Source organism: candidate division WOR-3 bacterium (assembly GCA_016926475.1).
Lineage (GTDB): Bacteria > SDB-A > SDB-A > SDB-A > SDB-A > JAFGIG01.
The window spans coordinates 1-14,102 of sequence record JAFGON010000033.1 but is presented as its reverse complement, the minus strand read 5'-3'; the positions used below and the strand labels follow the sequence as shown (position 1 = coordinate 14,102).

Sequence of the window (14,102 nt, the reverse complement as noted above, 5' to 3'; positions counted from 1 at the left end):
TTTTTCAGAGGTGCTAAAATTGTAATGAGCTTTTTATATTCGGCGATTAAATATATCGTTGAGAAACGGAAATTATGGATAAAAACGTACCTTCATTTATTCTCGAAAAATATCTTGTTTCCCAACCTCATGGTTCCATACAATCAACCGTTGTAATAGTTCATTTTTCATCCTTAAACTCAATTTTGGAAAAAACGAAAGATAAATCAGCCGAAGGATACGACGAATTTAAAATCACTTTGAACCTTCTGCTGTCCCCAATAATTCAAACAATATATTCGCATGGCGGGTTTGTATACAAATTTTTCGGCGACATGCTTTTTGCCGTTTTCCTTGAAGAAAAAGGTGAAAACAAGGCCGAAACTTCGATTTTGGCAGGAATAGAAATACTCAAAAAAATGAAGGCGAATTCAAAGATTAAAACTTCTTATGGAGAGTTTTTTGTTTTCTGTAAAATTGGCATAGGAACTGGGAATACAAACTGGGGAATATACGGTAAGAGGGAAAAACAGTTTTATTTCATGGGAGAAGCTTTTACAAAAGCTTATCTTTCCATAAGTTCAGGTCCGTTAAACAGGATTACAATAGATGAAAAAACGGAGAACCTGATCGTTTCTGAAAACATAAAATCTTCTTTTACAAAGCAAAACAACCTGTTTTTTACAGAGTCGACAAAATTAAATTTTGAACACAGTTCGACGACCAAAACCGAACCTATTGACGAGATAGAAACAAACATTTTCCAAAAGACTTTTAGATGTTCGAATAAAAAGGAACTCGCCGATTTGACGACAATAGTCCTGTCCTTCGACGAAAGAGTGTTTCAAACGGAAGATGAATTTCACGATTTTTTAAGCTTTATCACGGAAAATATTTCTGTTGATCCAATCCTTTATCTCGGGTTGATACATTACAGGGCAAACCCTCATGTCTATATGTGCCTGCACAAGGATGATGAAAGCAAATTGGAAGATATTTTGAAACAGATAAAATTTTCTGAAGAAGAATTTAAGATTTCCACGCGTTCGATTATCACCCGGGGAATGTCATTTATAGGTCCCGTTGAATCACCTTCTTATTATGACTGCGTCGAAGTGGGAAATTCCCTGAATACAACCGATTTTCTGCTTTCCCAGACCGCCGAAAAGGGAATTTTGGTTACAGAAAATATCGGTGAAGAGTTGAAAACCCTTCACAAAATTCAGCCTCATTCTTCAATAATTGAAAGAGGCTCCAGCGTAGAGATAAAAATCCTGAAAGTCCTGCCTAAAAAAATCGTAGAACCGGTCAAAAGCCTTTTCAAAGAAAGAATAGTCTTAGGCGAAAAATGCCTTCATTTTTCAAAACCTTTTCTCGAGAAAAGGTTTCCCGGGATCATATACATTTACGGAGAACAGGGAAGCGGAAAATCATTTTTCGCCGGTGAACTGGCAAAAAGATTAAAAGGCATGACCTGTTTTCTCCACCCCAACACGGCTTTCAGAGAATCATTTAAACCTTTCAAAGATTTTTTCAACGAATTTTTTTTCAAAGAAGAGACCGTTCACGATAAAAAAGACGTATTCATAAAAAAATACGAAAATTTTTTGAAAAAATGCCAGGCAAACACTTCAGAAAGCAATATCGCTCTCAACGAAGAGCTGATTCGGACGCCTACGATTATAGCCGCGCTGTTGGGCCTTGAATGGGAAAATTCAATATACGACAGTCTCGATCAAACCAGCAGGTTTGAAAACACGCTATTCGCGATTAAGAATTTCGTTTTATCCCTGGCTTTTCAGAATCCCTTGATACTTGTCTTCGAAGACATACAATACCTAGATGAAGACTCGGTAAAAGCGATACAAATACTGACGAGAGAAATATCAAACCGCCAACTGCTCATAATTGCCACCGCACAGAATAAACCGGCGAAACCCCAGCTCGTTTTGGATAAAGACGTTCCATTTATGGAAATTGAATTGACAAAAACTTCCCTTCAAGCGCAGGAGGAATTCATCACTTCGTTTCTTGGCGAAGACATTACAATAGACGATTTAAACAAAATAACCGCCATTTCGTCAGGAAATCCGCTTATATCCGAACAAATCTGTCTTTTAATACAGGAATCCAAAGAAAATTACAGAGATCATTATTCAACTCTTGAAGGCGACCTCAGGGCTGTTTTATCCAAAAGGGCTGAATTGTGGGACAAAGATTTTCAAGAAGCGATCCAATTCGCGTCCGTACTCGGAAACCATTTCAGCAAAAAAACGTTGATTGTTTCCAACCCTTCTCAAGCCGAGGACACAAAGCTCAACGGCTCTTACGAATCTCTTCTTGAAGAAGGCATGAAAAAAAAATTATGGGTTTTCAATTCGACAAATCACGTTTATTTCAGAAACGAGAATTCAAGAGTCTGTATCCTGCAAAATATTCCAAATGAAAAGCTAACCCAGCTTCACAGGGAATCCGCAAAAGTTTTGGAGATGCTCTACGGCAAAGACAAAACAAGGTTTTCAGAGATAGCTCAGCATTATTTGGCGGGAGATGAAAAGTCTTGGGCTGTAAAATACTTCACCGACGCAGCCCAGTGGTCTTATTATAACTATAGGGTGCATGAGGCCTGCGATTTATTGTTTAAAGCTTATGAAATCGAAGATGATCCCGAAAACAAAAACCAAATAGCATTAAATATTATGTTTTATGAAAAAGACATAAAAGATTTTCCCCTCAATGAAGAAATTTACAATAGAGCGAAAATCTATTTTATATCTTTGGAAGATAAGTCCTCATACGTCAAGCTTTTGCTGTACAGAGCAATTTCTCTTTTCAAAAGAGGAGAACCCGCCAAATCCTTGCAGACCCTTGAAATGGCTAAAGACGTCTCGGAAGAAAACGGACAAAAAGAGTTGCTGTCGGAGATACTAAAGCAGAAAGCTTTTTTATTAGTTGAAATGAGAAATTATGACGCCGCGCTGAAAACTCTTGAAAATCTTGAAGAGAAAGCTATTAACGGAGAGAAGGACTATATTGGACATATTCACGCTTGCAGGGGGAAAATATTTTTAAACAGAGGTGAACTCGAGAAATCGTTGCAGTCTCTTGAAAACTCCAGGTCAGTTTTCGAAGAAAACAAGAATTTTGTCGATATGGCGTCTGTATTAAACGATTTAGCCAAAGTCTGTTTCAGGCAAGGAAAAGTCGGAAAAGGCCTTGAATACAGTATACAGGCACTCAATACAGCAAAAGAAATCGGCTCCTACAATTTGATGGTAGTCAACCTCCACAACATAGGCGGGGTTTTCATGAAAGCCAGGGACTTCAACAAAGCCGAGAAATTTCTAGAACAAGCTCAAAAACTTTCCCGCGAACTTAAAAACCTAAAACTGGAAGCTTATATTTTAGACAAATTAGGCGACATAGAAAGGGTAAGGGGTTACACGACCCAAGCGATGAACTACTACGAAAGAGCCCTGAAAAACAGGATTGAAACTGAAGATTTTGAGGCAACAGGCAGGTCTTTTAAATTCATTGGAGACGTACACGCGAATCAGAACGATTTCAAAAAAGCTCGAGAAAATTATTTAAAGAGCATGTCATACTTCAAGAAAACCGGAGACAAAAAATCCCTGGCTTCCTCTCTGGAGAGCTACGGAAGCAATGAGTTTAAAATAGACAAAAAAAACAAATTTAAAACCCTGAAATGCCTTGAACACGCATGGAATATATACGAAGAACTCGAAGACTACGACAGACTAAACAATCTTGAAAAGCTTTTAAACAATATAACATGGGAAGGGATAGACATCTAAGTTTTTTACTTTGTCACTTTTCTGTAAGCACCTGCGCCTCTTATCCAAAAATTCAAGAATCTTGTTACATTAAAGTTACAGCGATTTCATGTTTTTTTCTTTCAATTCACAAGTCCTTCCATAACGCCACATACATTAAAGGCACAAGTATTGCTTATCAGTCTGTGTAGTAAAAAAGGAGGAAGAAATGAAAGGGTTGCTGATGGTTGCTGTGTTTGTATTTCTCACGGCCGTTGTTTCAGCGGAAGTAACGGATGAAAATTTCCGTCTAGAAACAGGCTGGACTCCTCAAAAAGAAGAGATGATGAAGTCCTGGTCTTCGTTTTCATCTAGGCAAAGAATTTCTGTATCTTCAGATCTGAATTCGCGCATAGAAAATTTAATACCTCTTCTCCCTGAGGACGAATATTCTGCAGGCGAAGGAAAATACGTGGGATATCGTTCAAGGCTTGTCGAACTGCAAAAGCTTTTTAATGAAGACCCCGACGAAATAAATTATTCAGAGCTCGCCAGCTGTTATGAGGAAGCAAGCGTATTCGTAGATTATACCGAAAGAAACAGATACGCCACCCAGAATCCTGATGACAATATTTTTAACATGGAGGATCAGACCTTCGCCACGACAACGGAAAATATTCAATATTCACCGTTTTCTTACGGCTGGGGGTGGGATTCATGCAGGGTTTCAACCGGTGTTTTTGATGTCTTTAGTTGTTATATTGCTTCCTATCAGAACTATGTTTTTGTTGCAGGGTCAAGGGACGACACACTGCTCATCTGGAGGTCTACTAACTACGGATACACTTGGAGCAGATGGTTTTCTTACAAGGACAGTTACGCAAGACTCTCTTCCGGTCTTCAGATAGATCCCTACAATCTGGACTTGCTGTATCTCTACACAAGAAGAACCACATCAAGCGATTATGATATTTATTTCAGAAAGTTCACAAATTTCAATGATCCGAACCAATACACATACTCAGGCTTAGCGGCAACTTCGGGAGTAATGGAAAAAAATCCTTTCCTCGTCGCCAACCACTGCGGCTTGACTCCTCAAATGTGCTGTGTATTGATGGAAGATTATTATATTGTCATTAAAAGATCCACCGACGGGGGCGTGAACTGGACCACCGTCTACACGTATTTTATCGATAATTATAATTCTGAATCAAGAGGAGCTTCCGGGGCAGCGCCAGGCACGCCCGATGGAAATATTTTTTACTTTGTATCGAAGTATGACAACAGCGATAAACTCCTCATAAATGAAAGTTCAACTGGCGCTTCGGGTTCTTGGACAAGCACAGTTTATGATCATCCAGGTTCAGGCGATCTTGAAGATTTTGATGTCTCGGCTTCACACAACCGTAACAAAAGAAGCCTGATTATACCTATAACTTATGAATGGTCATCTGGAGACAGAAACTTGAGGGTTCTTTTCAGGCTTTCACAAAACCGCCCTTTTTATTATCAAACTGTTGACGGAGATCAATACAACAATGTAGAATATACAAAAGTTGCCTGTGACGCTGAATTTAAATACGGAAATCACACCACAAGCGATTTTTATCATTTGTATTATTTCAAAGAATTTACAAATACGTATGCTTTTTCCCTGAGATGTTTGAACGATTCTGCATCCATTGACAACTGGGTTAAAGACAATCCTTCTTATTTCGAGCGAGTTGGAACTCACGTAATAGATACTTTCTGTTCTCCTGTATCTTGTCTGTACTTGCATAGCGACATCACAACCGTCTGGAACACCCCTAACGGTCAATGGTTCCCAATAATGCTCTGGTCATGGGGCGGACAGATTTTTGCTTCAGTTCCTAAAAATATCTCTTATTTTACAGACGCGATGGGTTACAGTTTTCTTTCACCCCCGGACACCGTATATCCTTCAAACAGAAGCGTTATCGGCGTCGTCAAAAACAACGGCAACTATTTCCCGGAAAGCTTCGGCGTAAGGTGCAGGGTGAGAAATCAAAATAATGTGTTGGTCATGGACACAACACTGACAACTAAATTAGTCTATTCCGGATTTTATGACACATTGAATTTCGGCTATTTCTCGGCAGTCTCAGGACAGAGATATTACATTATGATGGCGACTCTTCTTGCAGGCGACCAGAACCACTCCAACGACACACTCTTAAAACAGACCCTTTGCATTGATTCTATAAACGCTGTCGAAGAAATCTCGCCGGTCAGTCCAGTTTCTTTTTCCGTCCGTTACGCATCATCCAATATTATCAGCGGCCGCCTCCCTCTGCGTCTTGCTCTTCCAACCGCTTCTGAGGTAAAAATTTTGGTTTACGACATCACTGGCAGGTCTGTTTCGAGGGAAGAATGCGGCATTCTCGAATCCGGATACCATGAACTCGTATGGAGCGGAAAAGATGAAAACGGAAATCAAATCCCCGCTGGAGTATATTTTTTCATATTAGATGCCGGGAAAGACAAACATTCAGGCAAGATAATTATCGCCGAATAGCAACTTGACAAAAAAAGAGGTCTGACACACCTTTTGAATGCGTGGGGGATTAATCCCCCATTTTTTATTATTTTTTCTTCCTTGTTTCAATCCGAATTTTTCTCCTGTAATAAGATGCCTTTTTTAAAAATCCCTCTTTTTTATAGACCTCGCTGAGATAAGAGTATATTTCTGTTCTGAGAGCAGCAGCATCTTCAGAGTCGCCTTTGCATCCGGCAAGTGCTTTTTTGAAAAATATTGTCGCCTTGTTATAATGTTTTGTGAAATAAAAGCATTTCCCTGTCTGGTTGAGGGTAAGTGCAGTCAGGTAGTTTTTTTCTCCCAATCTATTTAGATAAATTTTGTAAGCTTTATCGAAGTATTTCGCGGCTTTGGAATAATCCTTTTTTCCCAGATGGAATGAACCGATATTGTTGTATGAAACGGCAACATCTATGTGCTCTTCTCCTGAAAGTTCTTTAAAAATTGTGTTTGAAATCCGATAAAATTCAAGAATTCTTTTGTCTTCTTTATCGATATTATCAAGAATTGAAGCAGTATTATGATACGCGTATGCCGTGAGATAATGCTTTTCACCAAGAATTTCTCTATATATCTCAAGGGCTTTCAATGCATTTTCAAATGATTTTTTGTATTTTTTATTGTTATAAAATATTACCGCCCTGTTGTTGAGATTTTTTGCAACAGTAATTTTCTTTATGCTTTCGTTTTTTGTATCAACGCATTGAGCTTTGTCCAGGCACTCCAGAGCTTTTACATACTCTCCTTTATAGCCGTATACTATTCCCAAGTCGTTGAATGTATTCGATGTGTCTAAGTGGTTGTTCCCAAGTATTTCAATTTGAACGGCAAGGGCTTTTTCAAAGCTATCAACTGCTTTTTTGCATTTTCTGCCCCAGTCAAATGCTACTCTTCCGATTAAGATGCTGAGTTTTGCGCAGTCGGGATGCTTTACTCCCAGCAATTTATTTTTCAACAAAAGTGCACGTTTGAAAAATTCAGTTGCTGTTTTGAATTCGGCTTTTCTGTGGTAAATTTTCCCAAGGCATATATAAATTTCCGCAAGGTCCGATCGGGACCCGATTCTTTTTGCATGCTCCATAGCTTTGTTTAAGTATTCGAGTGATTTGCTGAAATCCGATTTTTCAAAATATACTTTGCTGATTGATATGTAAACAGGAATTGCGAGATTCGCATCTTCCCCGGATATAGATAAAGCTTTTCGAAACAAAGAAAGGGCTGTATCAAGCGAGTATCTTTCCATTGCATATTCGCCCGATTTTGAATAGCTTTCGAAAGCTTTTCTTTTATTGTCGATCTTTTCAAAGAGGTAACCTAAATTTTCCGTGTAAATTTCACTGGGCTTTTCCTTATATATTCTCATCGCCAATCTGTGTATTTCTTTTATTTTTTCACCGTATTTGGATATGAAAATATCTTTTATTCCAGTCATTACGTTGAATATATGACTTATTTCGTTGACCTCAAAACATTCCCCTTTGTAAGATTTAGCCTTTTCAACACTCTCGGAAATGGTTTTTTCCCCCCTTGTACCTTGAAGCAATTCTGATATGCCTGAGATTAAGTAAGACGGGCAACTTTTTCCCAAAGCGGAAGACGTAAGCAAAAAGTTTTTTACGTTTTCTGCAAGGGAATCAATTCTCGAAAAAATCATTGCTTCTGATTTCACAAAAGAAAAACCTGCTCCATTGCTGAAATCATAAGATTTTCCGGAAAATTTAATCAACCTCTGTTCCTTTGAATAAAGACAAATCTGTTCAATCAGAAAAGGGTTGTATTCGGCTTTTTCGGCTATCTCTCTGCAAACTCTCTCGGCACAAGACTTTTCCAGAATCGCCTTGATCATTTTTTTTACGGTCATCAAAGAAAATTTCTTCAACTCTATGGGCGTGGTTTTTATTTTCGAATCAATATTGATACTCAAAACATTGCTCTGTTCAGATTCGCCTGACGCTATAATCAAAATCGGGAATCTTTCAATATTCCTGAAAAATATACGGAAAAAATTCAAGGATTCTTGATCAAGCCATTGGACATTTTCCAGAACAATTATCACAGGCTTCAGAAGGCTCAGGGCTTTGAAAAATTCTTTTACAGCAATTTTTATCGAAATATACTTATCTTTAGGCGTCAGAGATTCGAACAGAGAATTATTATAGTAAATCCCAATAAGTCCAGCGAGAATTGATTTTATTCTTTTTATCTCGTTAATAATGACTGTATCATTTTTTTCCGATAGAGAATCCAAAAAACCAGTGTAAATTCTTTCATAACTTTCTTTTCTTTCTCTTTCTGTCTTCAAAATGTCCTGTTCGAAGAAATTTTCGAAGAAAAAAACGAAAGGATTCATATCCTTTTTCAAAACATTGTCGGTTTGCATGTAGCAGATGTTGAAAAAGTCCTTCTCATCATCACAAAATTTGTTCAATAGAAAAGCCTTTCCCATCCCGGCTGGGCCGTATAGATAGACTATTCCTCCAAACTTCTCTTTATTTCTAAATTTATTCGATATATTCTTGATTCTTGTCAGTTCTTTGTCTCTAATAAACATACAGTAAGATTATGTGCTGATTGCTCAAGAAAATCCACAAAATGTTCCATTTTTGTCTAAATTCTGTAACTTTTTTGCTACAAAAAATTCAATTTTCCTTACCTTAATTTACAAATCCCGCTAATAAGCGACATATGATTTGGCTAGGTTGTTGCTATAGATACAGTGAAATCAAACCAACAAAGGAGGAGACGATGTCAAAAGCAAAAAGAGTTTTTATTCTCTTTTCAGCTTTTCTCGCACCTGCAACAGCTCTTTATTGCGGATGGACAAGAACGTTTGGCGGAGGAGGAGCAGAAAGTGGATTTTCAGTTATTCAGTGCAGTGACGGAAATTTTATCGCGGCAGGAAAAACCGAAAACGATGGTTACCTGATTAAAGTAAACAGTTCGGGAAACCTTATTTGGTCAAAAGCGTATGACGAAAACAACAGAAATGATAATTTTCAGCAGGTGATTCAATCCAGTGACGGCGGTTATATGATGATTGGAATCAGCGTGTTCTCAAGCAATGTTTCGGACTTCTGGGTGGTAAAAACGAACGGCTCCGGTGATGTGGTATGGGATAAGCTGTATTGGTCTACGGGTATGGAGAACTCAGGTTATTCTATTGTTCAGTGCACGGATGGAAATTATGTCATAACCGGATGGTCTGAAATTGCGACACAAAATGTGGATTTATACATAGTAAAAATTAACAATAACGGAGACACAATATTTTCCAACAGATTCGGCGATCAGGAAAACAATACTGCATTCGACCTCAAACAGACATCAGACGGAGGATACATCACATGCGGTTACGATGAAAATTACGGCGATTATGAAATGTGGCTCGTTAAATTCGACGCTTCTTTGTGTATTTCGTGGGATAAAGAAATCGAGTTGGGGAGCAACAGCGATATAGCCAACTCGGTTTTACAGACATCAGACGGAGGATACATCGTGGCCGGTTACTACTTAAACAGCGATTTCGACGCAGTCCTCCTCAAAACAAACAGTTCTGGAGACATGACCTGGGGCTATGCATACGGCAACTATCAGGATGATTTTTTCGAAGAAGTTCAAAAGACCTCAGACGGAGGGTATATAATTGCAGGGCATACAGCATCTTACGGCAACGGCGGGAAGGACGTGTGGCTGTTCAAGGTAAATTCATCCGGATCAACTGTTTTCTCAAAGACTTTCGGAGGTTCAGCAGACGATCTCGGGTATTCGGTAAAACAGCTTTCAGACGGAGGCTTCATAGTCGTTGGATATACCAAGTCCTTCGGTTACGGAGTTGAAGACCTTTACTTGATAAGGACGAACTCAGATGGTGTCGCCGTGGAGGAAAATGTAATAACCCAAGATCCTCCTGATAATCCGTTTATCAGTGTCAACGCTGCAGACGGCAACAATATTAGTATATATTTCGAACTTCCACGGGAAGACGATGTCCGGATAAATATTTATGACGTTTCAGGGAGGTTGGTTTCCACTCCAGTCTCGGGCAGGTATCTTCAGGGATACCACAGGATCACGCATCAATTTGAAAAGGGAGGGGTCTATATCTACACATTTGAGACGTCCATATTTTCCGAACACGGAAAAATACTCGTCTATTAAAAGTCAGGGCAGCTCCGCATAAACGGCGCTGCTTTTTTTAAGACATTAACCTAACAAGAATATTCTTGTAAATATTTCATGCGTTTTTCTAAAATTCAACGAAACTGAAAAAAAGTAAAACAATCGGCATCACAAATATTCTTCACAGACAATAAATACCATACATTAAAGACTTTTGTCTCTGCTGGCACAATAATCAAGTGTCCGCTGGGTTAACTCTGAAATATCTTCAAGGGAATAAACGGTATGTTTCAGATGCTGTTTTTATCCACCGGATAAAAGCGATTTTAGCGTTTTTTCGATTTCTATAAGATCCGAAAGCGATTCCTCAAAAAAAAATTTGTCTTTTTTATCTAATTTGAAATGAATCGCATTGAGTACTGAACCCACGGTGGCGATTGGTGTTTTTATGTCATGTATGATTTTTCTCGCGGTTTTCTGCCATTCTTTTCTCTGAAGAACAATTTTTTCGTCTCTGGCAGTTGTGACTTCAAATCGGTATTTCAGTAAATCTGTAAGATCATGGATTGAAAAAACGACTCCGGAAAAGGCTTTTTCTGAAATTTCAGCCCTCGAGCCCTGCATCAGCGCGTAAAATTCTTCCCCTCCTTTTTTTCTGTGAGTCAAGAGATCCGAGTATTCCCCTGTTAAAGATATTTGGCTATATATTGCAGAAACCAAAGCTTCAGAGCTGTCACAGAAAAAAAATTCAATATTTTGCCCTTCAATACTGTTTTTTTCTATTCCGTAAAGCCTTTCACAAGCCGGATTGACCAGGAGGATTTTGCCCTCTGAATCAGTGAGGACTATAGCAGTAGAAGTTGAGTCTAAAAATGTTTTTTTTGTCAAATCCGTGATTTTTCCGACTGGTCTTTCCCCTGTCAGAAATCCTGCATTTTGTCTTCTGTAATACCGAGTTTTTTTGAGTGCTTTTTCATCAATCTGAAAAGGTGCGTCCTCGATATGCCGAGACTCTTGGCTGCAAGGCCTGTTTTGTAGCCGTTTTTTTCCAGATGGTGTTTCAAGGATTGAAACTCCATTTCTTCTTTCGCCATTTTTAACGTCATGTCCCTGAAAAATTCAAAAGATTTTCCTTCGTTCACCTCGGTTTTGTCCTCTGAAACTCTTTCACTTTTCAATATCTGAAGATTTTCCAGAACCGTATCGAGATCAAATTCTCGATTGTCTTCCGTTTTTTCTCCCATTCCGCCAACGAACTGATCCACTTCTCTCACGTTCATCGGCCAGGCATAGATCCTGTATAAAAAATCTTTCGCATCTTTTGAAAACTTAGGCGTTTTCATTCCGGATGCCGCTCTATTTCTCAAGAAATGTTCGAACAATGCCGGAACATCATCTCTCCTTTCCCTCAATGGGGGAATGTTGATTCTCAGCGGATTGTCAATCCTCGCGTAGAGGTCGTTCCTAAAACATCCATCCCTGCAAAGACCTTTTATATCTTTGTTCGTCGCAAGAATTACCCTCACGTCAACTCCTATCTCGATGGATGAACCCACGGGTCTAATTTTCTGTGGTTTATTCAGGGCCCTGAGAAGATATTTCTGAATTTCCGGGGACATATTGCCTATTTCGTCAATAAAAAGAGTCCCCTTGTCCGCTTCTTTGAAAATACCCGGAGTTGCGGTTTCAGCACCTGTAAAAGCGTTTTTGACGTTACCAAAAAGTTCCTTTGAAACAAGAGACGTCTCAACAGACCCCGCGTCGAAGACCATGAATGGCTTTTCTTTTCTGCTGCCGTTGAGGTGTATCAACCTCGCCGTTACGTCTTTACCGACGCCTGTCTCGCCAGTTATCAATACAGGAAGGTCGCTCTTTCCGGCTGTTTCTATCTGTTTTCTTATCCACGACATCTTTTCAGATATTCCTATAAATCTGGGAAGGGCGAAAGATCCCTGGTTTTTTTCTCTTTCGATTGATTTATCAATGAGTTCCCTGATGACAGACAAGAGAAACGTGATATCTGCGGATTTTCTGACGACACTTTTAACGGCGAGCTGACCTGCTCTAAATACCTGTTCGATAGAGTCAGAGCCAGTAAGAATGACGAAGTCTGTGTCGACAAGAGAAGAAATTTTTTCTACAATGTGAAGCCCGGTTGGAAAACGCATATCGTTTTCGAACACTATGTCGATAAGTGCCAGCCTCGGATTTTCAGCTTTTATGAGCTTCAGGGCATCTTCTACCCTGCAAACGAACTTGACGGATATTTTAAGCCTTTCGGCTATGTTTTTTGATGTATATTTGGCGTAATTAATATCATCGTCTGCCAATACGAGATCAAGCCTTTTTCTCATTTCAAAACTATTTTATCAGCTCTTCATCATACTAACAATCACGAAACATTTTCGATTGACGGAAAATTGAAGTTAAAGAGCGCTCCTTCGCCCGGAAAGTTTTCTGCAGACAGTTCCCCTGAAAATAATTGGGCTATTTCAAGACTGTCCTTGAGTCCTAAACCGAATCCTTTTTTTTTGGTCGTTATAGAATTGAAAAGATTTGCAAAAACATCTTCCCTGATTCCGCCGCCTGTATCTTTGATGCCTAAATAAACACTCTTTTTCCCTGACGATATAGTTATTTCAATTACACCTTCGGCTTTCATGGCTTCGATTGAATTGTCGCAGATATTTCTGACAGCTGTCATCATCAGCTCTTTTACACCTCTGATTTTTACAGGTTTCTTCTTTATAAATATCTTTATCAATACTTTCTTATAGATATTTTTGTAATATACCCTCAACTCGTCAGCAATTTCAGCTAAATCCAGAATGTCATAACAGTCTGAACTGAAATTTCCGATTGAAAAAAGATATCTTATTTTTCTGTTGACCGTTTTTATAGCCTCGTCTACGGCGTTAAAAGCATCCTTGAATTCCGGCTCAGAATATTTTCTTTCTAAAGTCATGGTCTTGAAATGCGTCTCGATTTTCAGAAGAGGAGGGTTGATTTTTCTGACCAGTTCTCTGAAAACTTCGTAAGAACCTTCACCGCGTTTTCGGCGTGTTTCGACACTTTTAAATATTATTTCGTCGACATCATTTATTTTGCTGAATAAAAAAAATGTTGTTTTCTTTTTTTTAAACTCAGAAAAGGATATTTCAGCAATGCACTCCTCTGTTTTTCCGTCTTTTTTTACAAGGGATACTAACTGTGCAGGGATATTACTTTCTAAGGTTTTTGTATTGGTTTTGATGATAGAGTTGATATTTTTTTCAGGAAGTAAAGCAGTAAGTCTTGTTTTTTTTAACATCTCATCTTTGCTGTATCCTGTTAGTTTAATGAAAGCCAGATTTGCATAAACTATCTTTCCCTCGGGGCTCGCCGCAATTATTGCGGAGGGGTTATATTTTATAAGATCATCAGCCGCTATTTTTACATTTCTATCCATTTGAGTATTTTTACACTTTTTTTTCTCGCAGCACCCCTTTGTTTCACAGGGATGCCTGGAGTTACCATCGTGGCATTATTTTAGCTGCTCTTTGGCGCATCCTTCGGTTTTTTCCCTTGGCAATTTTTCTTACACATTCATGATTCCTTTTTTGGGTTTTTATCAAATAGCCCCGATGCTCTTTTAAAAATTCTCAAACAGGGCTCTGATCCTGTTTTCATCAATT

Annotated in this window: 7 protein-coding genes; 3 read left to right on the top strand and 4 right to left on the bottom strand. The window is 38.7% G+C overall.

Features of this window, described 5'->3' with window-relative positions; all coding sequences use genetic code 11:
• Positions 1-74 precede the first annotated feature (74 nt).
• Positions 75-3,794: an AAA family ATPase gene (locus JXA84_03355; GenBank protein MBN1150242.1), complete on the top strand. Its 3,720-nt coding sequence runs from the start codon at positions 75-77 to the stop codon at positions 3,792-3,794.
• Positions 3,795-3,981: 187 nt separating this feature from the next.
• Complete coding sequence (locus tag JXA84_03350) at positions 3,982-6,288, top strand: hypothetical protein (GenBank protein MBN1150241.1); 2,307 nt, start codon at positions 3,982-3,984, stop codon at positions 6,286-6,288.
• 67 nt (positions 6,289-6,355) lie between these two features.
• On the opposite strand, the gene JXA84_03345 is transcribed toward JXA84_03350, so the two are convergent.
• Positions 6,356-8,860: a tetratricopeptide repeat protein gene (locus JXA84_03345; protein MBN1150240.1), complete on the bottom strand. Its 2,505-nt coding sequence runs from the start codon at positions 8,858-8,860 to the stop codon at positions 6,356-6,358.
• Positions 8,861-9,054: 194 nt separating this feature from the next.
• On the opposite strand from JXA84_03345, the gene JXA84_03340 reads away from it, so the two are divergent.
• The gene (locus tag JXA84_03340) at positions 9,055-10,467 is read left to right on the top strand and encodes a hypothetical protein (protein ID MBN1150239.1); all 1,413 of its coding nucleotides are present in this window, start codon (positions 9,055-9,057) and stop codon (positions 10,465-10,467) included.
• A gap of 264 nt (positions 10,468-10,731) precedes the next feature.
• On the opposite strand, the gene JXA84_03335 is transcribed toward JXA84_03340, so the two are convergent.
• Genes JXA84_03335 through JXA84_03325 form a run of 3 tightly spaced genes read right to left on the bottom strand, consistent with a single transcriptional unit; the run spans position 10,732 to position 13,876 of the window.
• Positions 10,732-11,316 (bottom strand): PAS domain-containing protein, encoded by a 585-nt coding sequence (locus tag JXA84_03335; GenBank protein MBN1150238.1) that lies wholly within the window; start codon positions 11,314-11,316, stop codon positions 10,732-10,734.
• Between the two features lie 32 nt (positions 11,317-11,348).
• Positions 11,349-12,782, bottom strand: coding sequence for a sigma-54-dependent Fis family transcriptional regulator (locus JXA84_03330; GenBank protein MBN1150237.1), 1,434 nt, complete (start codon positions 12,780-12,782; stop codon positions 11,349-11,351).
• A gap of 38 nt (positions 12,783-12,820) precedes the next feature.
• Positions 12,821-13,876 (bottom strand): PAS domain S-box protein, encoded by a 1,056-nt coding sequence (locus tag JXA84_03325; GenBank protein MBN1150236.1) that lies wholly within the window; start codon positions 13,874-13,876, stop codon positions 12,821-12,823.
• Between the last annotated feature and the right edge of the window lie 226 nt (positions 13,877-14,102).